Origin of the sequence: Sphingomonas sp. CFBP 13728, assembly GCF_014841895.1 — a bacterium.
Taxonomy (GTDB): domain Bacteria; phylum Pseudomonadota; class Alphaproteobacteria; order Sphingomonadales; family Sphingomonadaceae; genus Sphingomonas.
In genome coordinates, this window is record NZ_JACYUS010000008.1 from 1 (window position 1) to 20,175 (window position 20,175).

General features: G+C 59.5%; 23 protein-coding genes. 12 read left to right on the forward strand and 11 right to left on the reverse strand.

The window, feature by feature from the left end; genetic code table 11:
* From IFT67_RS18770 to IFT67_RS18780, 3 genes are all read left to right on the forward strand, one after another.
* Positions 1-817 (forward strand): GGDEF domain-containing protein (locus IFT67_RS18770; protein ID WP_197983166.1); only part of this gene is annotated, 817 nt, incomplete at its 5' end.
* Positions 818-884: 67 nt separating this feature from the next.
* A complete protein-coding gene (locus IFT67_RS18775) occupies positions 885-2,531 on the forward strand; it encodes a putative bifunctional diguanylate cyclase/phosphodiesterase (protein ID WP_192239627.1) in 1,647 nt (548 codons plus the stop codon).
* On the forward strand, positions 2,521-2,964 hold the full coding sequence (locus tag IFT67_RS18780; protein ID WP_192239628.1) for a BLUF domain-containing protein: 444 nt from the start codon (positions 2,521-2,523) through the stop codon (positions 2,962-2,964). Before IFT67_RS18775 ends, IFT67_RS18780 begins: the two co-directional genes overlap by 11 nt.
* Before the next feature lie 24 nt (positions 2,965-2,988).
* On the opposite strand, the gene IFT67_RS18785 is transcribed toward IFT67_RS18780, so the two are convergent.
* Positions 2,989-3,627 carry a PAS domain S-box protein gene (locus IFT67_RS18785; RefSeq protein ID WP_192239629.1) on the reverse strand — a complete coding sequence of 213 codons (639 nt, stop codon included), beginning with the start codon at positions 3,625-3,627 and terminating at the stop codon, positions 2,989-2,991.
* Positions 3,628-3,959: 332 nt separating this feature from the next.
* Here IFT67_RS18785 and IFT67_RS18790 point away from each other — a divergent pair, with 332 nt between their 5' ends.
* Positions 3,960-4,541, forward strand: a complete 582-nt coding sequence (locus IFT67_RS18790) for an RrF2 family transcriptional regulator (protein ID WP_192239630.1) — start codon at positions 3,960-3,962, stop codon at positions 4,539-4,541.
* A complete protein-coding gene (locus IFT67_RS18795; protein ID WP_192239631.1) occupies positions 4,529-4,702 on the forward strand; it encodes a hypothetical protein in 174 nt (57 codons plus the stop codon). The genes IFT67_RS18790 and IFT67_RS18795 overlap by 13 nt, the downstream gene beginning before the upstream one ends.
* Before the next feature lie 161 nt (positions 4,703-4,863).
* On the opposite strand, the gene IFT67_RS18800 is transcribed toward IFT67_RS18795, so the two are convergent.
* On the reverse strand, positions 4,864-5,469 hold the full coding sequence (locus IFT67_RS18800; RefSeq protein WP_192239632.1) for an FMN-dependent NADH-azoreductase: 606 nt from the start codon (positions 5,467-5,469) through the stop codon (positions 4,864-4,866).
* Between the two features lie 90 nt (positions 5,470-5,559).
* Between IFT67_RS18800 and IFT67_RS18805 the strand changes: the two genes are divergently transcribed.
* The 3 genes from IFT67_RS18805 (at position 5,560) to IFT67_RS18815 (ending at position 7,167) form a co-directional block, all read left to right on the forward strand.
* The gene (locus tag IFT67_RS18805) at positions 5,560-5,937 is read left to right on the forward strand and encodes a winged helix-turn-helix transcriptional regulator (protein WP_192239633.1); all 378 of its coding nucleotides are present in this window, start codon (positions 5,560-5,562) and stop codon (positions 5,935-5,937) included.
* Between the two features lie 200 nt (positions 5,938-6,137).
* Positions 6,138-6,743, forward strand: a complete 606-nt coding sequence (locus tag IFT67_RS18810) for a plasmid pRiA4b ORF-3 family protein (protein WP_192239634.1) — start codon at positions 6,138-6,140, stop codon at positions 6,741-6,743.
* 133 nt (positions 6,744-6,876) lie between these two features.
* Positions 6,877-7,167, forward strand: coding sequence for a hypothetical protein (locus IFT67_RS18815; RefSeq protein WP_192239635.1), 291 nt, complete (start codon positions 6,877-6,879; stop codon positions 7,165-7,167).
* Positions 7,168-7,311: 144 nt separating this feature from the next.
* Here IFT67_RS18815 and IFT67_RS18820 read toward each other — a convergent pair whose 3' ends face one another.
* From IFT67_RS18820 to IFT67_RS18830, 3 genes are all read right to left on the reverse strand, one after another.
* The gene (locus IFT67_RS18820; RefSeq protein WP_197983167.1) at positions 7,312-8,610 is read right to left on the reverse strand and encodes a hypothetical protein; all 1,299 of its coding nucleotides are present in this window, start codon (positions 8,608-8,610) and stop codon (positions 7,312-7,314) included.
* A 63-nt stretch (positions 8,611-8,673) separates the two neighbouring features.
* On the reverse strand, positions 8,674-9,816 hold the full coding sequence (ribB, locus tag IFT67_RS18825; RefSeq protein WP_192239636.1) for a 3,4-dihydroxy-2-butanone-4-phosphate synthase: 1,143 nt from the start codon (positions 9,814-9,816) through the stop codon (positions 8,674-8,676).
* A 50-nt stretch (positions 9,817-9,866) separates the two neighbouring features.
* The gene (locus IFT67_RS18830; protein WP_192239637.1) at positions 9,867-11,276 is read right to left on the reverse strand and encodes a purine-cytosine permease family protein; all 1,410 of its coding nucleotides are present in this window, start codon (positions 11,274-11,276) and stop codon (positions 9,867-9,869) included.
* 117 nt (positions 11,277-11,393) lie between these two features.
* On the opposite strand from IFT67_RS18830, the gene IFT67_RS18835 reads away from it, so the two are divergent.
* Genes IFT67_RS18835 through IFT67_RS18845 form a run of 3 tightly spaced genes read left to right on the forward strand, consistent with a single transcriptional unit; the run spans position 11,394 to position 13,125 of the window.
* Complete coding sequence (locus IFT67_RS18835; RefSeq protein WP_192143303.1) at positions 11,394-12,431, forward strand: LLM class flavin-dependent oxidoreductase; 1,038 nt, start codon at positions 11,394-11,396, stop codon at positions 12,429-12,431.
* Positions 12,431-12,727 carry a DUF1330 domain-containing protein gene (locus IFT67_RS18840; protein ID WP_192239638.1) on the forward strand — a complete coding sequence of 99 codons (297 nt, stop codon included), beginning with the start codon at positions 12,431-12,433 and terminating at the stop codon, positions 12,725-12,727. The genes IFT67_RS18835 and IFT67_RS18840 overlap by 1 nt, the downstream gene beginning before the upstream one ends.
* A complete protein-coding gene (locus tag IFT67_RS18845; protein ID WP_192239639.1) occupies positions 12,724-13,125 on the forward strand; it encodes a carboxymuconolactone decarboxylase family protein in 402 nt (133 codons plus the stop codon). The genes IFT67_RS18840 and IFT67_RS18845 overlap by 4 nt, the downstream gene beginning before the upstream one ends.
* Positions 13,126-13,177: 52 nt before the next feature.
* Here the strand turns inward: IFT67_RS18845 and IFT67_RS18850 are convergent, their stop codons facing one another.
* From IFT67_RS18850 to IFT67_RS18870, 5 genes are read right to left on the reverse strand one after another with little or no spacing between them, the layout of a single operon-like run.
* Positions 13,178-14,620, reverse strand: a complete 1,443-nt coding sequence (locus IFT67_RS18850) for an NAD-dependent succinate-semialdehyde dehydrogenase (RefSeq protein WP_192239640.1) — start codon at positions 14,618-14,620, stop codon at positions 13,178-13,180.
* Entirely contained in the window at positions 14,617-15,120 is a 504-nt protein-coding gene (locus tag IFT67_RS18855) for a flavin reductase family protein (RefSeq protein ID WP_192239641.1), read from the reverse strand. The genes IFT67_RS18850 and IFT67_RS18855 overlap by 4 nt, the downstream gene beginning before the upstream one ends.
* 11 nt (positions 15,121-15,131) lie before the next feature.
* On the reverse strand, positions 15,132-16,610 hold the full coding sequence (locus IFT67_RS18860) for an aldehyde dehydrogenase (protein ID WP_192239642.1): 1,479 nt from the start codon (positions 16,608-16,610) through the stop codon (positions 15,132-15,134).
* Positions 16,611-16,612: 2 nt separating this feature from the next.
* Entirely contained in the window at positions 16,613-17,410 is a 798-nt protein-coding gene (locus tag IFT67_RS18865) for an alpha/beta fold hydrolase (protein ID WP_197983168.1), read from the reverse strand.
* Positions 17,411-17,436: 26 nt separating this feature from the next.
* The gene (locus IFT67_RS18870) at positions 17,437-18,039 is read right to left on the reverse strand and encodes an amino acid synthesis family protein (RefSeq protein ID WP_192239643.1); all 603 of its coding nucleotides are present in this window, start codon (positions 18,037-18,039) and stop codon (positions 17,437-17,439) included.
* Between the two features lie 99 nt (positions 18,040-18,138).
* Here IFT67_RS18870 and IFT67_RS18875 point away from each other — a divergent pair, with 99 nt between their 5' ends.
* Entirely contained in the window at positions 18,139-18,834 is a 696-nt protein-coding gene (locus tag IFT67_RS18875; protein ID WP_192239644.1) for a GntR family transcriptional regulator, read from the forward strand.
* A gap of 133 nt (positions 18,835-18,967) precedes the next feature.
* Here the strand turns inward: IFT67_RS18875 and IFT67_RS21020 are convergent, their stop codons facing one another.
* Positions 18,968-20,032 (reverse strand): serine hydrolase domain-containing protein, encoded by a 1,065-nt coding sequence (locus tag IFT67_RS21020; RefSeq protein WP_446740828.1) that lies wholly within the window; start codon positions 20,030-20,032, stop codon positions 18,968-18,970.
* Between the last annotated feature and the right edge of the window lie 143 nt (positions 20,033-20,175).

Below are 20,175 nucleotides of genomic sequence, written 5' to 3' on the forward strand. Positions count from 1 at the left end.
CTCATCCACGCTCTCCTCACGGAGCCTGAATCAGATCGCGCCTCTCACATCAATGGGTCCTGACCCTAGCCTCGGGCCATGCGCCATGGCTGGTGTCATATCCGGTAAACTGATCATGCTCGCAACCGCGCTGCAGATACCGATGTATATCTATGCCATGACGCATGCCGCCTATCGGCTGAATGCGATGCTCGTTCAGACAATGCGATCAGAGCGTGAGAACGGACGTCGCGCATGTCAGGACACGCTTACCGGCCTGTTAAACCGTGCCGGTCTTGAGGACGTCGTTGCTCGTCGTGCAGACAGCACTGAGAGCGGAGCCACGCTTTTCTATATCGACCTCGACGGCTTCAAGACGATCAATGACACGCTCGGCCATGCGGCCGGTGATCAACTGCTAGTCGAGGTCAGCCAGTTGATGAGACAAGTAACGCCGACGATGGACGCCGTTGCGCGGATTGGAGGCGACGAATTTATCATTCTTGCCAATGAGATGGATCCTACCACCGCTCGTCAGACAGCGCAGCGCCTCATCGACACGCTACGCGGCACGTCGTTCGTGGTTAATGGCAACGCGGTGAAAATCAGCGCAAGCGTGGGAATCTCGATCCGGTCGCAAGCAGGCCCAGACCTTTCAACCTTGATGCTCGATGCAGACGGGGCATTGTACGCTGCGAAGCAAAAAGGGCGTTCCCGGGCCGTACTGGCCTCAGGTACCTTGCCGAACCTGTACCTTGCTTGTGACCAGGGTTCGAGTTTCCAATCTGTAAGTTGCTTAATTCGCGAAAGCCGGACGCCCGGCGCTGTTGCCACCTAGGTTTGCTCAGTAGCTACTGCTTGTAGCGCCCACCCATTTCCGTGCTTGCAACAAATTTTAACCTGCCATGGCAGCGGAGCAATTGATTATGTTTCAGCACGTTATGCAGAATTCCGAGGCCGAAATGGTCTCATCGACGCAGATCCTCGAATCGTTGCAGCACCCGGTTCTAGTCGTTGATGCCAACAGTGAAATTACCTACGCTAATGCAACCGCTGCGGCCAGTATTGGTGGCTGGATCGTCGGGCTGACACTGGCCGATATCTTTTCCGACTACCTGCGCCCTGCCTCGATCGGCGACGGCCCATCGAGCATGCGGCTCATGACGCGTCAGTCCGAAGCATACGACGCACTGCTCAATCCGGTCGGTGGGGGCAATATCTGCGTCAGTTTCTGGCCGGTTGCCCTAGCTCCCATTGAGAAGACGGAAGCGAAGACAGATGACCTGACGGGATTAGCCTTACGCAATACCTTCATGGCGACACTTGAACGTGCATTACCGGGCACCGCCGAGGGGGGGGAGCCAGTCGCGGTGCTTTGCCTCGATCTTGATCGTTTCAAAATGATCAACGACACGCTGGGCCACGGCATCGGCGACCAGCTACTCAAGAAGGTAGCGGATAGGTTGCGCAAAGCCTCGCGCAAGGACGATCTCGTTGCCAGACTTGGAGGCGACGAGTTCGTCATTCTTCAACGTGGTATCCGCTCGCCGCGCGATGCTGAGCTGCTTGCCGAACGTCTGGTTGACCTTATCGGCAGGACCTACGTGCTCGGTGGGCACACGGTGAACATCGGCATCAGCGTCGGTGTAGCGCTCGGGGTCGGTTCGATGCAGCCTCGCGACCTCCTCCGGAATGCTGATTTGGCACTTTATGAGGCGAAAAGGGCAGGCCGGGGACGCTACCGCTTCTTCGAACACGGCATGGACACGCTTCTCCAAGAGCGCCGTGAGTTGGAGATCGACCTTCGCCGCGCGTTAGCGCTCAAGCAGTTTGAGCTCCACTACCAGCCGTTTCTCGATCTCTCGACCGATACCGTGATGGGCTTTGAAGCACTATTGCGCTGGCATCATCCTGTCCGCGGCAATGTGCCCCCGCTCGACTTCATCGCCGTCGCCGAAGAAAACGGGCTTATCGTGAAGATTGGGGAGTGGGTACTCCTGAAGGCATGTATGGAAGCGGCAGCCTGGCCTGGTGATCTCGTGGTGGCAGTCAACGTTTCGCCGCTACAGTTCAAGGCCGACACGTTGCTCGCGTCCGTGTCGTTAGCGCTTGCCAGATCAGGGCTGAAGCCAGAACGCCTTGAGGTTGAGATTACTGAAGGCGCCCTCCTCGCCGACACGGACAACGTGCTGGCAACACTGCACGCGCTTCGGGCCTTAGGTGTGAAAATTTCGATGGATGATTTCGGCACGGGCTATTCCTCGCTGAGCTACCTTCAGAAATTTCCATTTAACAAAATCAAGATCGACCGCTCGTTCGTTGCTGGCGACGATCCCGACAGCGAGGCCATCCTGAGAGCGGTTTCCAGTCTGGGAACTAGCCTCGGTATGGCAATTACAGCCGAGGGCGTCGAAACCGCCGAGCAGCTTAAGCGCATACGTGATCAGAACTGTACCCATGTGCAAGGGTACCTTACTGGACGGCCAATGGCGCAAGCTGACGTCCAGTCATTTCTTACTATCAAACGCAAAGGAGACGGCGATGTCCGCTAACATTTATCGTTTGGTATATTACAGCCGCAACCTCACAGCGGATGACGCTAACAGATTTGCGTTAGAGGTGGATGACATCCTCGCAACTAGCCGTGTTAACAATGAGCGGGACGGCATCACCGGCGCTTTGATATTCAATGCCGGGTGCTTCGCCCAAGTGCTTGAGGGGCCGCTTGACGTGGTGGAGATCGCGTTCGAGAGGATCCAGCAGGATGATCGACATAGCGAAGTCTCCCTCCTTGCGATGGAGCCAATTGCAGAGCGCAGCTTCCCGAATTGGGCGATGGGGTTCGTAGGCCTATCCGACGCGAATGCCGCTCGTTTCGCAAATGTCGCAACAGCAAGCGACTTCGATCCGTCTCGGCTCAGCGGCGACAGGTTGCATTCGGTTCTTCGTGAGCTCGCAGTTGAAGAAGAGAATACGGTAGTTTAGTTGCCCACGAATATTCCTTGGTCGTTACGCCTCTCCGACCGCAAGCGCTTCAGGTGCTAATGTCGCCGCGAACAAGCGTTCCAGCCTCAAAATACCATCCTGGCTAAGCTGAATATACCCCGAAGCATCGTCAATGACCTCCAGCAATCCACGCTGCGTCAGTGCCTTTACCCAACGGTCCATGGACTGGGCGGGAAGGCTTATGAGTTTGGCAACCTGGGATGCCGTGACCACTCGACCTTCTGCTTCTGCCAAATACATATGCAATAGGATCAGTCCGACATGATCACTAAACAGGTCCTTTCCAAGCTCTATTATGCGTGCATCATAAATATGCTTGACCCGCAACGCGGCTTTCCAAAGCTTTGACGGCGACGATTCTTGCTGTCCCTCTGTCCAAGACAGTGTCGCTATCAAGCGCCCCTCATTACCGAACTTTGACACCAGCAGATCCGCTTTGATCACGCTCCCATCCGGACGTACATATCCCTTGCGTATGTGCGTTGGCGAGGCCTTATTAATTAAACTTACAAGCATCTCACTACTCTTTAACAGATCGGCAGGTGCAGTAATGACTTTGTACGACAATCCAACGAGCTGATCTGGTCGCCGTCGAACTAGCTGACAAAATCCCTCGTCAAAGTCCAAAATGATACCTGTCATACTAGATACACAATGAGCGACGGGCATTTAGCGCCTTCCAAATGAATATGCTGTGGTTCTGCCGCCCTTACGCAAGCTCGACTTGGCTCGATCAGTTCGTATATCTCTGTTAGCCGCGGACACAGACTCCTTCTAGCACACTTTAGAAACCATCCATAATGCACAGCAATTCTGTGATTTGGAGCGGTGACGATCGGGCGCATCCATCACCCTAGCGCTTCGCGCTGAGGCGTGCGCGAAGCACCAGACGACCTTTCGAGGCGCGGCAAATTGAACGGTTGTCGTGAGCTAGCGAGCGGCTATAACTGCCACCGACGTAGTCGGAGTTTCAATTGAGCCATATAAGTACGGCGGTTGAGTATGCGCTTCATACCCTCCTTTACATCATAGACTTGCCGGAAGAGGCAGCGGCGCCAAGCTCGAGGGATCTGGCTACCCTGCGCGCGCTGCCGGTGAAGTTCATGGCAGGCGTCATGACCAAGTTGAACAAGGCAGGGATTATCGTTGCAACCGAAGGCATGCGTGGCGGCATTCGCCTTGCCCGCCCGGCGGAAGACATATCGTTTTACGACGTGGTGGTCGCAGTCGATGGTCAAAAGGCACTTTTCGACTGCCGCAACGTCAGACATGCCTGTCCCCTGTACGGTCAAACGCCCCCTTCTTGGGCGACCTCAGGCGTATGCGGGATCCATGCCGTGATGCTGGAAGCCGACGCGCGAATGAAGGATGTTCTGAAAGCGAGAACACTTCGTGACATGGCTGATCAGGCCGCCAAACGAGTTCCTAGCGAGTTTCGAGCAGAGACCCGAATGTGGTTAGAAAACCAGGCTCAAACGCGAAGGCAAAGATCGCATATGCCGCAAGACATTTTGAAATCCGCTAAAGTGCCGGAGATACAAGGATGCCAGAAGTAAAAGTACGTTTGCAACAGCTTGCTTTGATAGAGCAAGCCGCTCAGCAAGCCATGGATGTTGCTGATCGATGCAATGAGCCTATTATCGGTATTAGAGCAGACGAATGCCTTCAGACGGTCCGTGAGCGCATTGCTGAAATATCAAAGGAAGGTCGACTTTAGAGGGCGTTCACGCACTGGCAAACATCGAATGACCCAATACCGATCGTTCGGACTGAACCCACCGCGTTCCAAACCCGACCGTTCTGTCAAGTCTACTCCAAGTTCTAATTAGGTGGCCAGCTGCGGCTTGATCTCCGAGGCTGACCTCCCTGCCGACCTGTTCAGGCGACGATCGCTTCAATTCTCTGAGCGGCGTTCGCCATCGCCGCTTGATCCTGCTCCGGTCCGTACGCGATGCCTTCCGCTCGGATCACCTCGACGTCCAGGATGCCAAGAAAGTTAAAGATCGCCTCAAGGTAAGTCGACAGATGATCGTACGCGGCGAACGGTCCTTCGGAATAAATTCCGCCCGATGAGAGGACGAGATAGACCTTGCCGTTCAGCAAGCCGCGTGGCCCCTCGGCCGTGTAGCTGAAGGTTTGCCCGGCGATCGCTACATGGTCGACCCACGCCTTTAACGTCGAGGGCACCGTAAAGTTGTACATCGGCGAGCCGACCACCACCACGTCCGCCGCCTTGAGCTCGTCAACCAGCGCCTTTGATCGGCTCATCGTTTCGGCCAGCTTGGTGTCGCCGGTGTTCTCGGCCGTCCAGGCATGCCGCATCGTCATGTCCACGTGGGGAAGCTGGTTGGCGACGAGGTCGCGGTACACGATTGTTGCGCCGGGATTGGCGGTTTTGAGCCGCTCGACGAGTTCACTGGAGAGGCGGCGCGTATGAGAGACAGCGCTTTCGCTCCCACTTGCATCGATGTGCAGAATGTTCATAGGTTCAGCTCCGGTCTGGAAAAGTGACCTAGGCCAGCTATGTGACCTCAAGCCCCCCGCCAAGAAGGCATTTTCGCAGGACCTAGTCACATGAAGCTGACCACCTCCGAGCCGATTCACGTCGAATGCAAACGGTTCAGCGGTGTTCTCAGCCTCATCGGCGACAAGTGGACCGTCATGATTGTGATGACGCTCACGGAGCGGACGCGGCGTTTTAATGACATCAAGCGCACCATCGGCGGCATTAGCCAACAGATGCTCGCCCGCACGCTGCGTGCGCTCGAACGCGATGGCATGGTGGCCCGCACCGTCCACCCAACCGTGCCGCCTCAGGTGGAGTACGCCCTCACCGCCCTTGGCCGATCATTAGCCGATCCGATCCGCGAACTCGGATACTGGGCCGGCACGAACATTGCGGAAATCGAGAGCAACCGGTTGGCGTTCGACGAGGCGAGAGGCAGTCAGTAGCCCGCCTGAAACTGCAAGGGCCAAGCCTTTGCATTGCTACTACCCGCCAGACGACCCATTACCCGCCGTTCCGATGCCGTTCGGCGCTACCCAACTCGTACCTCTCATTCAGACGCTACGCGACGCGATTTCCGTTCAGCCGCTTCACCAATAACAGACGGCCTCTTGGCAACGAGCGCTCTAACAACCAAAACTGCGACATGACGCAAGAGACCATTGCGCGACTGCGCATCAGCCTCAACGACATCGAGCCCGCGATCTGGCGCGTAGTCGAGATGCCGGTCACTGGAAGCCTCAAGATGCTCCACGACGTGATACAGGCCGCCATGGGGTGGCAGGATTATCATCTCTGGCACTTCGAGGCGGGTGACCGCCGCTACGGCATGCCGGACCCAAAATGGCCGGACCACAACATCGCCGCAGCCCGGAACGTAAAGCTTGGCGCGCTGATCGATCGCGAGGTACGCCAGCTTACTTATACCTACGACATGGGCGACGACTGGCGGCACACCGTCGTTGTCGAGGAGGTCGGACTAGGTGAGCATGAGACCAAATATCCGCGCTTCGTTGCCGGCGAACAACGCTGCCCGCCCGAGGATGTCGGCGGCCACCCTGGCTTCGAGCTCTTTCTCGCGGCCATGAGTGATCCGGCTCACGAGGAACATCGACAGCTACGCCAATGGCACGGTGGCACCTTCGACGTGCACGACATTGACGAGCTCACTGCGAAGCGTGCCGTCGCAGCGATTGCGATCCGCCGACATGCCGGCAAGGTAGCCTACGAAAAAAGCCGCGTCCGCCACTGACGGGCGGTGGCCACATCGAGCTGATGGCGCAACCGGCAGCAGTCGCGTCCCCCTGTCGTTCACGATACCGTGGATTGGCATGAACCCGACGCTTAACCTCCGCGTTGACTATCAAAGTTGAAAAGGATCTGTGATGAAAGTCGTAAGGTTGCCCGTGGGCAAACAATCACCGGTCGATGCCGACTGTATCCGGATCGAACAATCCGCTGATAAGATATTTAACTTAACTGGGTCCGCGCTGTGCGTTGGCGCAGATGACGGAGAGTCAGTGTCAATCGTTGGCGGACCAACATTCGATAGTGCTAAGAAGGCTGAAGCAGCGGGTCTAGCTTGGGCCGCTAACGTCGGCGTTGAGCATTTGATTGTTATCACCGCAACCTTAGAACACCCTTTAGAGCTAATAGAGATCGATAAGCCCCTCTGAGGCTCGGGCTAGCAGCAACGACCCATAAGCAGACGTTCAGTGCTTAAGTTGAGCTGCCCAAAACTGGACGCCCGTTCATCTTCCTTGAACGCGTGAGGGGACCGTCCAGAATGGACGCCACAGGCGCGGCGGGGACAACCCGAGCTAGATCGAGTATCCGAAAATCACCAATATCGATCTCTTCAGACGACCGTCGCCACCCTGAGCGGCGCCAGATATGAACTGCCCCGCCCCGACGTAAGGGTCATTTCGCCCAATCAGAAATTCTGAATAGACCTTGATGCGCTGAGAGTTCTTGGACGACCAGACCGCCCCGATATCGAGCCGCTCGCTATCCTTGAAGCCAGCTGCATCTTTGAAAAAGCGACCGTAGTTGACGTAGGGCGTAACATCGAACGGCAAGCTTCCGGTGTCGATGGATCGACCCAACTCGCCAAATACATATGTACCTTTCGTCGCGATGTTATAGGAGGCGTCGAAGCCTCCGACAGTGATCATGTCATTACGACCCGGATTCCGCGGATCAATGTCCTGCCTCGCTACGAGTGTCTTTGCATGCCAAGGCCCTTTACTACCGGTAAGGCTTGCCGCGAAGATACGCTTGCTACCGTCAGCACGCGTATCAAAGTTATGGATTGTCGACAGCCATCCGGAAATGGTGGCACTGAGCTTTACGGTCTTCGTAGCCGCAAGCGTGTAGCTGACGTTGCCGATCAGCATGTTGCGTTCGTCGTTACGCGAACCGTCCGGCACGTAGCTGTCGGCTTTGGAAATGTTCGTGGAGTAGCGGGACGAGTCCGAACTGATACCGCCACCGGCAGGCCCGCTGGAAGGAAAGAACCCGACCTCCACACGATACCGCGACGTCTCATGGCGGAACTTGACACCGAGATTATAGGTCTCCTCGAAACCGTAAACGAACGCGAGGTCGTCGAGGATCGACGATCCCCAGTATCGATCGTCGAAAGGAACCGGTTGAATACCTGCGGTAATGCTGTCGGACTCGGTGAGCTTGGCCCCGCCATAAGCGTACATCAGGAAACGCACCTCCCCAGGATATTCCCGGTAGCCTGCCGATTTTCCGTAGATGAAGTTGCCACCGTAGAATCTGTACTGCGCCGCGCCAAAGAACCGGTCGGACGTATAGTCCGCCGTCAGTGCAAGGGTATCGAACGAGAGGTGGCTCGAGGTTCGTTTCGCGCCGCTTCCGGACACGTCGTTGAAGCGTAGATCATACCGCCCCCGTAACGTGGCCCCTACCTTTAGTCCCTTCTCCGGCGATGCCGGCGGTGCCACGTCCGGCTTCGTAGCAGGGGTATCTGGAGGGGTTACCTCTCCTTCCGCATCGGCATTGCCGGTGGGCGAAGCTGTCCCATTCGGACAGGCGGCACCCGGCACGCACTGCTGTTCGATGACGATCGGAACCGGCGTTGTCCAAGGCATGCGCTCTCCTTCGCGGAAGTAGCCTCCGCGTTGTTTTGTTTGGATATCAGTTGTGCAGGGCCGCTAAGCGGCTGGCACTGCGACCAGACTGCGTTCGCCGACTACCGATAGTCCGTAGCCGGACAGCGCAACCAGCGTACGGTGCGTGTTCGTCAGCAAGATCATCCGCTCGACGCCGAGTTCCGTCAGAATCATCGCGCCCACCCCGTAATCACGAAGTTCCTCCATGTCCGATGGCGACAAGGTGCCTGCTCGTGCTTTCAGCGCCATCGAGAAACGATCGTCACGCTGCCGATTGATCGCGATCACGACGCCCGCCCCCTCTTCCGCAATCATCCGCATCGAGCGCTCGAGCACATCCATCCCCTGGCCATCGCCCGCAAAGATGTCGGTAAGCGCCGATATCGCATGCATCCGAACCAGTGTCGGCTGTTCGGGATCGAGCACGCCTTTCACCAACGCGATCTGTTCGGTACCGGTCGCACGGTTGCGATAGGTGATCGCCCGCCATTCTCCGCCCCACCGGCTGTTGAACCTCACCTCGGTGCATTTCTCGACCAGATGGTCGTGACGACGGCGATAGGCGATCAGGTCGCGGATCGTGCCGACCTTGAGGTTATGAAGCTGGGAGAAACCGATCAGGTCGCTCAGTCGGGCCATCGTGCCGTCGTCGTTCATGATCTCGCAGATCACGCCTGACGGATTGAGCCCGGCCAATCTGGAGACGTCGACCGCAGCCTCGGTGTGGCCAGCGCGGACCAAAACCCCACCGTCGCGTGCGATCAGCGGAAAGACATGACCTGGCGTGACGATTTCGCTCGGACCGTTGGCAGAGTCGATCGCCACGGCGATCGTGCGTGCCCGGTCATTGGCGGATATGCCCGTAGTGACTCCCACACGGGCTTCTACCGAGGTCGTGAAGGCCGTTTCGTGACGCGTGCCGTTCTTTTGCGCCATGGGCTTGAGGCCAAGCTGATCGACCCGGTCGTTCGTCATGGCCAGGCAGATCAGGCCACGACCGTAGGTGGCCATGAAGTTGATCTTTTCCGGCGTCGCCATCTGCGCTGGAATGACGAGGTCGCCTTCGTTTTCGCGATCTTCGTCATCGACGAGAATGAACATTCGGCCGTTGCGTGCCTCCTCGATGATTTCCTCGGGCGAAGACAGGAAGTTCGGACGTGCGCGGATCATCGTGTCGGGAACCATGGTTTCCCTCCTGCTGAAATTGTCAGTGGCAATGGCGGTCGTGATCGATGTCATCGTACGGTGGCTTCAGCATGCGCTGCGATGTTGACGCGACGTTGCGTGTTGCCGGCACCAAGACCCAGATAGAGCGCGCCGGTGACGATCGGCGCGACGAGCCAGCCGATGTCCAGTCCGCCGATCGCAGAGGCGAAGGGTCCGGTATACAGGCTGGAGGTCAGGAAAGGCAGCTGTACCGCGATGCCAGCGAGATAGGCGATCGCGGCCTTCGTGTTCAGCCGTCCATAGACCCCGCCATCAGCTTCGAAGAACGAGGCGATGTCATACTTGCCCTTTCGAACGACGTAGAAGTCGATGATGTTGATTGTCGCCCAAGGCGCCAGCACGACCATCAGACCGATGACGAAGCCAATGAAGCGGGGCACGAACGTGTCCGCCGACGTCGTCGCGACGACGAGACAGGCACCCAGAACCAGTACCGACAAGACGATGCGTGCCCTCCGACCCGGCATCCACGACGCCAAGAACGTCTGCGCCATCGTGATGAGCGACAGGACGGCACCGTAGATGTTTAGCGCGTTGTGGCTGACGATGTTGAAGATGAAGAGGAGCATCAGGATCGGTGCGAGCGCGCCGACGGCACCGCTCACCTGGGTCATCGGGTCGGCACCGACAGGGGCACTCGCCACGGCCATAGCACCGAGAATGAACGACGCTGCGGCGCCGAGCGCTGCACCGGCGAAGCTGGCGAGGAACGGTCCCCGAATGCCTACGCTGGGCGGAAGATACCGCGAATAGTCCGATGTGTAGCAGGCGTAGGAGATGTGCCAAACAGCGCCGAGCGAGAACATCGCGAACCAGCCCACCATCGTGAAGCCTCCCCGCCACACGATCTCTGCCGAAAGACCATCGGCGAGCCTGAAGGCAGCATACAGAAGGCCGAGACCCATGAACCACATGCCGACCCGGTTGAGCAGGTGAATGACGTTGTAGCCAAGAATACCGATGCCGGCCGCTGCGGCGGCACACAGTATTGCTCCAACCGGCAGTCCGATCCCGGGCACGAGCGCATGTACCGATTTCGCCGCCAGCACGATGTTGGAGGTGAAGAAGCCGACATACAATAGAGTCGCAAACGTCACGACCAGCAGGGCACCATAGCGTCCGAACTGACCGCGACTCTGGATCATCTGCGCCAAGCCCATCTGAGGGCCCTGTGCCGAACAGGCGGCCAGCACCAACGCGCCGACCAGATGGCCAAGGATGATTGCTGAAATGCTCCATCCCAGCGACAGGCCAAAAACCTGGATGGCCATAGCGCCGGTCACGACCGGCAGCGGCGCAATGTTCGTCGTGAACCACAGCGTGAACAGATCACGCACGCGGCCATGCCTCTCAGCCAGCGGGACGAAGCCGATGCTGTTGGCCTCGATGGCGGTTGGCGCCTCTCCTGGGGTTGCCATGGTCAGCAAGTCCTCTTATGATTCTTGGTATACCATAGGACGGTATGTCCTGCTAAGGTTGGACGCAAGACAAAAATAACGGGCTCTCGAAGAGGCCCTTGAGGAAAGGATCGACGGATGAAGTTCTCGCTCTTCCTGCATATGGAACGCTACGACGAGGCGATCTCGCATCGGCAGCTCTACGAAGAATTGCTCGCCCTGTGCGATCTCGCGGAAGAAGGCGGCCTCCACAAAGTGTGGATCGGCGAACATCATTCGATGGAATATACCATCTCGCCCAATCCGATCCCACTGCTTGCTGCGGTAGCCGAGCGGACGAAGAACATTCGGCTGGGTGCTGGTACCTTCATCGCACCTTTCTGGCATCCGATCCGCATGGCAGGCGAAGCGGCGATGCTCGATGTGATCAGCAATGGCCGGGCGGAGATCGGGCTGGCACGCGGCGCCTACCAGTTCGAGTTCGACCGTATGCTCAACGGCGTTTCGGCGAACGACGGTGGCAAGTATCTGCGCGAGATGGTGCCGGTGGTCCGCAAGCTGTGGGAAGGCGACTACGCCCATGACGGCGAGATCTGGCAGTTCCCGGTGTCGACCAGCGTGCCAAAGCCCGTCCAGAAGCCGACGCCGCCCATCTGGATCGCCGCACGCGATCCGGAGTCGCACAAGTTCGCGGTGGCGAACGGATGCAGCGTGATGGCGACTCCGCTGTTCAAGAATGACGACGAGGTGAAGGATTTGGCGCGCAAGTTCGACGAGGCGTGTGCTGCAAGTCCGGACGTACCGCGTCCCCAATTGATGATCCTTCAGCACGCCCACGTTCAGGCCAGTGATGAGGACGGTCAGCGCGCTGCGGAGGCGATCTCGCTGTTCTTCCGCAACTACGGCGCATGGGCGAGCAACAGGAAGCCCCCGGTCAACGGCTTCCATCACGACATCGCGCCGTTGGACGCCGAACGGTTCCCGGACTTCGTGCCCGAGCAGCTTCGTCGGAACATCATGATCGGTACACCAGAAGAGGTCATCGCACGGCTCAAGACCTACGAAGCCATGGGGGTCGACGAGTACAGCATCTGGCTCGACAACACGATGTCGTTCGAAGAGAAGCGCGACTCGATCCGACGGTTCATCGATCAGGTCGCGCCGGCGTTCGCCTGATGCCTAAAGCCTACTGGATCGCCCGCGTCGATGTGACCGATGCCGAAGCATATGCCGATTACATGGCGTTGGGCCCAGCAGCATTGATCGGCAACGGCGGCAAGCTATTGTCGCGTGGCGGACAAGCCGTTGCGCTGGAGGGGCCGGAGCCCCGCCAGCGCAACGTCGTCATCGAGTTCGAGAGCATGGACGCCGCACTCGCCTGTTATGCATCGTCCGAATACACCGCCGCGCGAGCTGCCCGTGCTGGTGCAGCCGAAGTCGAGATACTCATCGTGGAAGGATTGCCGGAATGACGAGTGAGCGGACGACCAGCGAAGCCTTCGACCGTGGCCTGGAGACCAGGCGTCAGGTGCTTGGCGATGCGTATGTCGACAAGGCCCTTGCCGGCGCGGACGACTTCAACTGGCCGATGCAGGAACTGACGACGGAGTATTGCTGGGACCATATCTGGAACAGGCCGGGCCTCGACCGCCGCAGCCGCAGCATCCTCAACCTGGGCATGATCGCTGCGCTCAATCGCGGTCACGAGTTCAAGGCGCACATCCGCGGCGCGCTCACGAACGGCGTAACCCGTGAGGAGTTGCGCGAGGTCTTGCTCCAGATCGCGGTATATGTCGGCGTGCCCGCCGGGGTCGACAGCTTCCGGCTCGCCAAAGAGGTGTTCGCGGAAATCGACGGTATTCCAGGCTGACCGGTGGCCGAAGCGAGATGCGAGCGCGGCGCATCTGGCTTCGGTTCCGATTCTACAGCCCGCCCATCATGACGTACTTCAACTCGAGATACTCGGCTATACCATGGCGGGAGCCCTCCCGCCCCTGGCCCGACGCCTTGATCCCGCCGAACGGTGCGACCTCGGTGGAGATGGCCGCCTCGTTCAAACCCACCATGCCGTACTCGAGCGCACCAGCCACTCGCATCGCACGGCCAATGTCTCGCGTATAGGCGTAGGCCGCGAGGCCAAATTCGGTATCGTTCGCCAGACGGATCGCTTCTGCCTCGTCCTTGAACCGTATGACGCCTGCGAGTGGACCGAAGGTCTCATCCCGCGCGATCGCTGCATCGGCGGGGACGTCCGCAATCAGCGTAGGCGGATAGAAAAGACCTTCCCCCCGCTTACCCCCCGCCACCAATCGACCGCCGCGACGCACGGCGTCAGCGACGTGATCGTCCACCTTGATCACGGCCTTTTCGTTGATGAGGGGGCCGATCGTGGTGTCAGGATCCGTTCCGGGTCCTACAACGAGCTTCGCGATCCGCTCCCGCAGCATCTCGACGAAGCTGTCGTGCACGGAGTCCTGTACCAGGAAGCGGTTGACGCAGACGCACGTCTGGCCGGCGTTCCGGAACTTGCCCAGCATCGCACCGTCGACCGCCGCATCGAGATCGGCGTCATCGAACACGATAAACGGTGCGTTGCCGCCAAGTTCGAGCGACAGCCGCTTCAGCGTAGGCGCCGCCTGCGCGAACAGCATGCGACCGACCGGCGTGGACCCCGTGAACGACACCTTGCGTACCACAGGACTGTCCATCAGTGCACCGCCGATCGCGGCTGCATCGCCCGTCACGACATTGAAGACACCTGCCGGGACGCCTGCCTCCTCTGCCAGCGCAGCGAGTGCCAACGCGGTGAGCGGCGTCTCGGGCGCCGGCTTTAAGATCATCGTACAGCCAGCTGCAAGCGCGGGGCCTACCTTGCGCGTGATCATCGCCGCGGGGAAGTTCCACGGCGTGATCGCGGCGGTCACCCCGACGGGCTCGTGCCAGACTAGGATGCGCTGGCTGGCCTTTGGTGCTGGGATGATCTCCCCATCGACGCGCCGCGCCTCTTCCGCATACCAGCGCAAGAAGCTGGCGGCGTAGAGGATCTCTCCCGCAGCTTCGGCAAGCGGCTTGCCCTGTTCCGCGGTGAGGATCTGAGCAAGCGCATCGCGGTGGTCCTGCATGAGCGCGTACCACCGCATTAGGATGTCCGCGCGCTCGCCCGCCGGTCGGACACGCCAACCTACGAGCGCACGTTCGGCAGCCGCGATTGCCTGCTGGGATTCCTCGCGCCCGAGATCCGGCACGGAAGCAATGATCCCGCCTGTCGCGGGATCGTACACCGCACTACCCTGCCCCGTCGCAGCGACCCACCGGCCGTCGATCAACGCACAGTCCCGGAACGGATGAAGCGTACGCAGCATCATGCCGCCTCCAGCACCGGCGAATGGTGATCCGTCATGCTGCCCTTGTGGTAAATGAGGACGGGGCTATCGGTGAGGCCGATACGCTGGACGGCGCCGATGACGATGGCATGGTCACCACCTTCATATTCGCGCCATAGCGTGCACTCGATAACGCAGGCCACGCCCGGTAGTACGGGGTTGCCCAGTTCGCTGAGCGTCCAGTCCAGTCCGGCGATCTTCTCGGTCCCCTTCGATGCGAATGCCATGGCAAGGTCCTGCTGCCCGGCCGCAAGGATGTGGATCGCGAAGCTCTGACGGCTGACGAGGTGGGGGTATGTTGCCGACGTCAGCGCGGGACAGACCAGCACAAGCGCCGGGTCGAGCGAGAGCGAACTGAACGCGCTGGCAGTGAACCCGGCGATCGCGCCTTCCGTATCCAGCGTTGTGACGACCGTCACGCCACTGGGAAAGCCCGCCATCGCGGTGCGGAACTCGGCGGGATCGATCGAACTTGCAGTCATGTCTCTTTCCTTCATCGCATCACGAACGGGTCGCCCATCGGTTGATCCGACAGGTTCACCCACACGGTCTTGAGTTCGGTGTAGTCGAGGACGGAGTGGATACCGCCCTCACGGCCGTAGCCGCTGGCGCCATAGCCGCCGATCGGCGCCATCGCCGACACGGCTCGGTAGGTGTTCACCCAGACAATCCCGGCGTGGACGTCGCGCGCCATCCGGTGACCGCGTGCGAGATCGCGTGTCCAGATCCCGGCCGCGAGTGCGTACTCGGTTCCGTTGGTTAAACGGATCGCTTCGTCTTCGTCGCTGAAGCGCATGATTGCTGCGACCGGCCCGAACACCTCGTTCTGGACGATGTCGAGATCGACGGACCCACATTCGAGCAGCGTCGGTTCGTAGAACCAGCCGGGGTGACCCTCGGGGCGCTTGCCGCCGGTTAGCACGGTCACGCCTTGCTCACGGGCACGCGCGACCATTGTCTCGACGACACCGAGCTGCTGTTCCGTTGCCATCGGTCCCATGTCCGAAGACGGGTCAAGCGGATCGCCGATCGTGATCCGTGCGATGCGCTCGCGCAGCGCGGCGACGAACCTGTCATAGATGCCGTTTTGGACCAGCAACCGCGATCCTGCGACGCAACTCTGACCGGAAGCTGCATAGATACCGGCCACGACCCCATTCACCGCACTTCCAATATCTGCGTCGGCGAAAACGATGTTTGCGGACTTGCCACCGAGTTCGAGCGACAGCTTCGCGAAATTCTCCGCTGTGGCTCGTACGACATGTCGCGCTGTGGCGGCCCCCCCAGTGAAAGCGACACGACGAACCAGCGGATGACGCGTCAACGCCGCGCCTGCGCCTGCACCGAAGCCCGTCACGACGTTGACGACGCCATCGGGAAAGCCGGCGAGCGCAACTAGCTCGGCAAAGCGCAGGATGCTGGCCGATGCATGCTCGGAAGGCTTGATCACCAATGTATTGCCTGCCGCCAGCGCCGGCGCGAGCTTGATCGCGGTCAGATAGAGCGGGCTGTTCCAGGGCACGATCGCAGCGACGACGCCAAGCGGCTCGTGGACGGTGAAGGCGAACATGTCGGTCTTGTCGATCGGCAGCGTGCTGCCCTCGAGCTTGTCGGCCAGGCCCGCGGCGTAGTGGAAGAACTCCGGCAGGTAGGCGAGCTGGCCGCGCGTCTCTCGGATTAGCTTCCCGTTATCGCGGGTTTCGAGTTCTGCGAGTTCGACGGCATGTTCGGCAACTAGATCACCAAGGCGCCGAAGGAGTTTGCCGCGCGCGCTGGCAGTCAGCCGGCGCCATTCGTCTGAACGGAAAGCGGCATCGGCAACACGCACAGCATGATCGACGTCCGCCGCATCGCCGTCAGGAAGCGTAGACCATGCCTCTCCTGTCGCCGGGTTGAGGGAGGTGTAGGTCGCGCCCGAGACGGCAGGGACCGATTGCCCACCCACGAGCATCTGGAACGTGGTGGTCGTCATCTTCAATCTCCCAAGGAGGGTTGGTGACACCCGATCGTAGCCAGGAAATCCAACAGGAGGGCGTTGGTCGCATCTGCCATTTCGACCGGCATCATATGCCGCGCATTCTCCACGACCCGGCAGACCGCGCCGGGTATGCGCGCGGCCAAAGACCTTGCCATCGCCGGTGTCGAGCCAATGTCATATTCGCCGGTCGCGACGAGGGTCGGAACGTTGATGGTGGACAGCTCCGCATCGCCATAGCAATCCTCGGTTGCGAACAACCGGTAGGCCACCGCATACCCGGCCGGGTCGTTGGCTACGAAGCTCGTGCGCAGGTCCGCAATATACCTAGCATTCACGTTGCGGAACGCCGGGCTGAACCATCGCTCGATCGCGCCATCGATGTTCGCGGCTGGACCGTCTGTGGCGACATCGGCGACACGGGCCATGATAGTCGAGCGTATGTCTGGCGAGCGATCGAACACGCCGTTTAAAAGGACGAGAGCCTCGACCCGGCTGCGATGACGCAAGGCCACGGCGCGCGCGACAAGTGCCCCCATCGAGAACCCGATAAAGGTCGCCCGATCGACCCCCGCATGATCCAGTACCGCGACAATGTGATCGGCAAAGCTATCTAGACCGGCATCTTCGGGAGGGCGCGCACTATCGCCATGACCAAGCATGTCGACGGCAATGACGCGGTACTCTGTCTCGAGTAGCGGCACCTGCGCCGCCCACATTCCACGAGACAGCCCGACACCGTGAATGAGGACGACCACAGGCCCCGTGCCGCCGCTATCGTCGTAGGACAGTGGCACGTTCACCGTGTCGGGAACGCAAGCCATCACGACGCCTGCCGCGCTGCCTTTTCGGCTGCGATAGCTTCCAGGTCGAGATATCGGTTCCCGATACGGGGATGGACCCGCCCCGCATCCGCCGCACCCAGAACGACGACGATCTCGTCAGGAAGCGGGGCGTCCGAAATCGAGAACTCGCCGGTGATGTAGTGCGAGCGCTGGCCCTCATCGTCCTTGTGCATCATTGGCACCTGGATCGACGTTCCCAGCCCGCCACGCTTGTTGGTGAAGCTCAGATAGGACTTTGCCTCGACCGCCTCGCGATAGTGGTTGCCGAAGCGCAGCGTGTGGATCAACGCCGAGGCATGCTCGATCTCACCAGCGGCGCCAACGACCGCCGCCTTGCCATAGGCTTCGATCCGGTCCGCCCCGCCGATCGCCGCGATCACCCGCTCGACGATCAGCGCACCAAGGTCGGACGCATAGGCGCGGATTTCAGGCTGAAGGTCCTCGACGAAGCCTCGCCCGGCCCAGGGATTCTGGACAACGGCTGCAACCATGACGGTGGTAACCGGGGTGCCGGCTTCCTTGCCGCCTTCGGTACGCACTTCTTCAACGTACGAGACGATCTTTCGAATGCTTAATGCCATGTCTAGCAACCCTCCTGCCTGTATGGTGTCTGTTGGTATACCGCCTGATTGGACAATGGCAATTGTTCATTTATGGTGATCTTTGAGGGAACAACGCTGATGCAGAATGACGACGTAAACATGCTGGACCGGATCGAATCCCGGCCGCAGACCCTGCGCCTGATCGCGCTCGACCGCGTTCGCGATGCTATTCTCGAAGGCCGTATCAGCCCTGGCGAACGCTTGGTGGAACGCAATTTAGCCGAGCGCTTGGGGGTAAGCCGGTCGGTGATCCGCGAGGTTATTCGCAATCTCGAGTCCGAAGGCCTTGTTGAGGGAACACCGTCGGGACCGCGCTTGGGGATCATCACGATCGACCAGGCGGAACAGATTTACGACATTCGCATCCAGCTCGAATCGTCCGCGGTCGCGGCGTGCGCTCGCGTCGCTACAGAGGTGACCGTCTCGGCACTGAAGTCGGCACTGGCGGATATTGCCTTTGCCCATGAACAGCGTAGTGCGATTGGAGCGTTAAGAGCGACGACCTGTTTCTACGAGATCATCTTCAAGACAGGCGGACACCTCATCGCCTGGGAAATCGTCCAACGATTGAACAGTCGGATCAGTCAGTTACGCGCGATGACGCTATCGGTCGTTGGACGGCAAGCTTCTGGGCTCAAACGGCTAGCAGGAATGGTCGATCTCATCGAACGCCAGGATTCATCAGGAGCGGCTGCCGCTTGCCAAAAGCATGTCCGAGAAGCAGCAAAGATCGCGTGCGATAAACTTCGTGAAATCGAAGGATCCGAGGCATAAATCTATAAGCGCCGATTTTTGACACACCTTGCATTCGAGTTCGACGACTAAACGACCCACAAGCCGCCATTCAACGGTACTAAGACGGTTCCCATCTTCGGACACTCATTCATCGGCCCGCCCTTTGATCTGGCTAGGTGCTTGGTGATCTGAGGGAGATGCGTTCGAGGATCTGCGATGTAATTGCGACCCCTCGTTCGCCGCCGCAGTTGGTAAGCGCCCCATACCCATGACCGGACTTGCGGTCGATAATCGCACTCGCAAACCATAGGGTGTTCGACCCATCGTGCGTTAGTCTGCTGGCCGGAGAGTCGGATGGTCCGTCAAGGCTCCAGCCCCCGGCATAGCCCAAATCCGGCTGGGCTGGGGTAAGCAAGTGCTTTAGCGTCGTTGTACGAAGAAAAGGTGGCCCGCCGCCCAAATAACTGGCCAGGAATTGCGCGTAACCCGAGGCGCTGATGTGTACGCCGCCGGATGGCCATAGTACCGCCGGATTGTCAGCCTCAACAAGGGCCGGGTCAATGGGTTTCAATATGCCACCATTAGCTTCCCGCCCCCACGGCCCTGTTCGAGGAGGTGCCCCAAACCCCGCTTCGGCAATACGCAAAGCTCTGAAAACTTCGCCCCGCAGTGCCTCCTCCCACGTAACGTTGACCGCCTCTTCAATAGCTGCGCCCACCATCACGTAGTTCAGATTGCCGTAGCGATAGACACCCCGCCTTTCCGGCGGAGCACTGCTAAGAACGCGCTCAACCAGATCGCGCCGTTGTTCATTGGCAGATTTTGGATCGGCGCGCCTCGCGTCCAACCACCGAGGGTCAACGAAGGTATCGGTTAGGCCTGCTGAATGACTTAATAGTTCCTCGACACGTATGTCGACCCAAGCAGGATGCGATGCAATTGCGGGGAAGAGACTAGGTACGCTTGCGCCCCATCGGCACCGTCCGCGATCGACCAAGCGAGCGTATAGGGCGGCTGTCATTGCCTTGGTATTGGAACCGATGTGCCAACGGAACGACGGATCGAGAATTGCGCCATCTTCGCCCTGCGAGATAATTCCCGATACGCCCGCCTTCGAACATGTGAGGCCCACCGCTCCATTGGGTATGACGTCCGCTCCACGCACAGCGCCTGATAAAGCGGCCCCCGCTGCACCCACGAGGAAGTTACGTCTTCTCAACTGCCCTCGCCCCATCATAATCTGACTTGGCGGATTGTTAGGGCATGAGATCAACAGGGGATATGATTAACTCGGCCTGCTCGCAAACGTACCGATTCCGGGACTGGTGTCGTTGCCAGCTGTCGGACCAACCTCATCTACAGCGGCGTCCAATGCAGCAA

What these genes read in the sequence shown, in the direction of transcription:
- IFT67_RS18775 (WP_192239627.1), top strand. Translation starts at nt 885, where the DNA reads ATGGCAGCGGAGCAATTGATTATGTTTCAGCACGTTATGCAGAATTCC.
- IFT67_RS18780 (WP_192239628.1), top strand. Translation starts at nt 2,521, where the DNA reads ATGTCCGCTAACATTTATCGTTTGGTATATTACAGCCGCAACCTCACA.
- IFT67_RS18785 (WP_192239629.1), bottom strand. Translation starts at nt 3,627, where the DNA reads ATGACAGGTATCATTTTGGACTTTGACGAGGGATTTTGTCAGCTAGTT.
- IFT67_RS18795 (WP_192239631.1), top strand. Translation starts at nt 4,529, where the DNA reads ATGCCAGAAGTAAAAGTACGTTTGCAACAGCTTGCTTTGATAGAGCAA.
- IFT67_RS18800 (WP_192239632.1), bottom strand. Translation starts at nt 5,469, where the DNA reads ATGAACATTCTGCACATCGATGCAAGTGGGAGCGAAAGCGCTGTCTCT.
- IFT67_RS18805 (WP_192239633.1), top strand. Translation starts at nt 5,560, where the DNA reads ATGAAGCTGACCACCTCCGAGCCGATTCACGTCGAATGCAAACGGTTC.
- IFT67_RS18810 (WP_192239634.1), top strand. Translation starts at nt 6,138, where the DNA reads ATGACGCAAGAGACCATTGCGCGACTGCGCATCAGCCTCAACGACATC.
- IFT67_RS18815 (WP_192239635.1), top strand. Translation starts at nt 6,877, where the DNA reads ATGAAAGTCGTAAGGTTGCCCGTGGGCAAACAATCACCGGTCGATGCC.
- IFT67_RS18820 (WP_197983167.1), bottom strand. Translation starts at nt 8,610, where the DNA reads ATGCCTTGGACAACGCCGGTTCCGATCGTCATCGAACAGCAGTGCGTG.
- ribB (WP_192239636.1), bottom strand. Translation starts at nt 9,816, where the DNA reads ATGGTTCCCGACACGATGATCCGCGCACGTCCGAACTTCCTGTCTTCG.
- IFT67_RS18830 (WP_192239637.1), bottom strand. Translation starts at nt 11,276, where the DNA reads ATGGCAACCCCAGGAGAGGCGCCAACCGCCATCGAGGCCAACAGCATC.
- IFT67_RS18835 (WP_192143303.1), top strand. Translation starts at nt 11,394, where the DNA reads ATGAAGTTCTCGCTCTTCCTGCATATGGAACGCTACGACGAGGCGATC.
- IFT67_RS18840 (WP_192239638.1), top strand. Translation starts at nt 12,431, where the DNA reads ATGCCTAAAGCCTACTGGATCGCCCGCGTCGATGTGACCGATGCCGAA.
- IFT67_RS18845 (WP_192239639.1), top strand. Translation starts at nt 12,724, where the DNA reads ATGACGAGTGAGCGGACGACCAGCGAAGCCTTCGACCGTGGCCTGGAG.
- IFT67_RS18850 (WP_192239640.1), bottom strand. Translation starts at nt 14,620, where the DNA reads ATGATGCTGCGTACGCTTCATCCGTTCCGGGACTGTGCGTTGATCGAC.
- IFT67_RS18855 (WP_192239641.1), bottom strand. Translation starts at nt 15,120, where the DNA reads ATGACTGCAAGTTCGATCGATCCCGCCGAGTTCCGCACCGCGATGGCG.
- IFT67_RS18860 (WP_192239642.1), bottom strand. Translation starts at nt 16,610, where the DNA reads ATGACGACCACCACGTTCCAGATGCTCGTGGGTGGGCAATCGGTCCCT.
- IFT67_RS18870 (WP_192239643.1), bottom strand. Translation starts at nt 18,039, where the DNA reads ATGGCATTAAGCATTCGAAAGATCGTCTCGTACGTTGAAGAAGTGCGT.
- IFT67_RS18875 (WP_192239644.1), top strand. Translation starts at nt 18,139, where the DNA reads ATGCAGAATGACGACGTAAACATGCTGGACCGGATCGAATCCCGGCCG.
- IFT67_RS21020 (WP_446740828.1), bottom strand. Translation starts at nt 20,032, where the DNA reads ATGATGGGGCGAGGGCAGTTGAGAAGACGTAACTTCCTCGTGGGTGCA.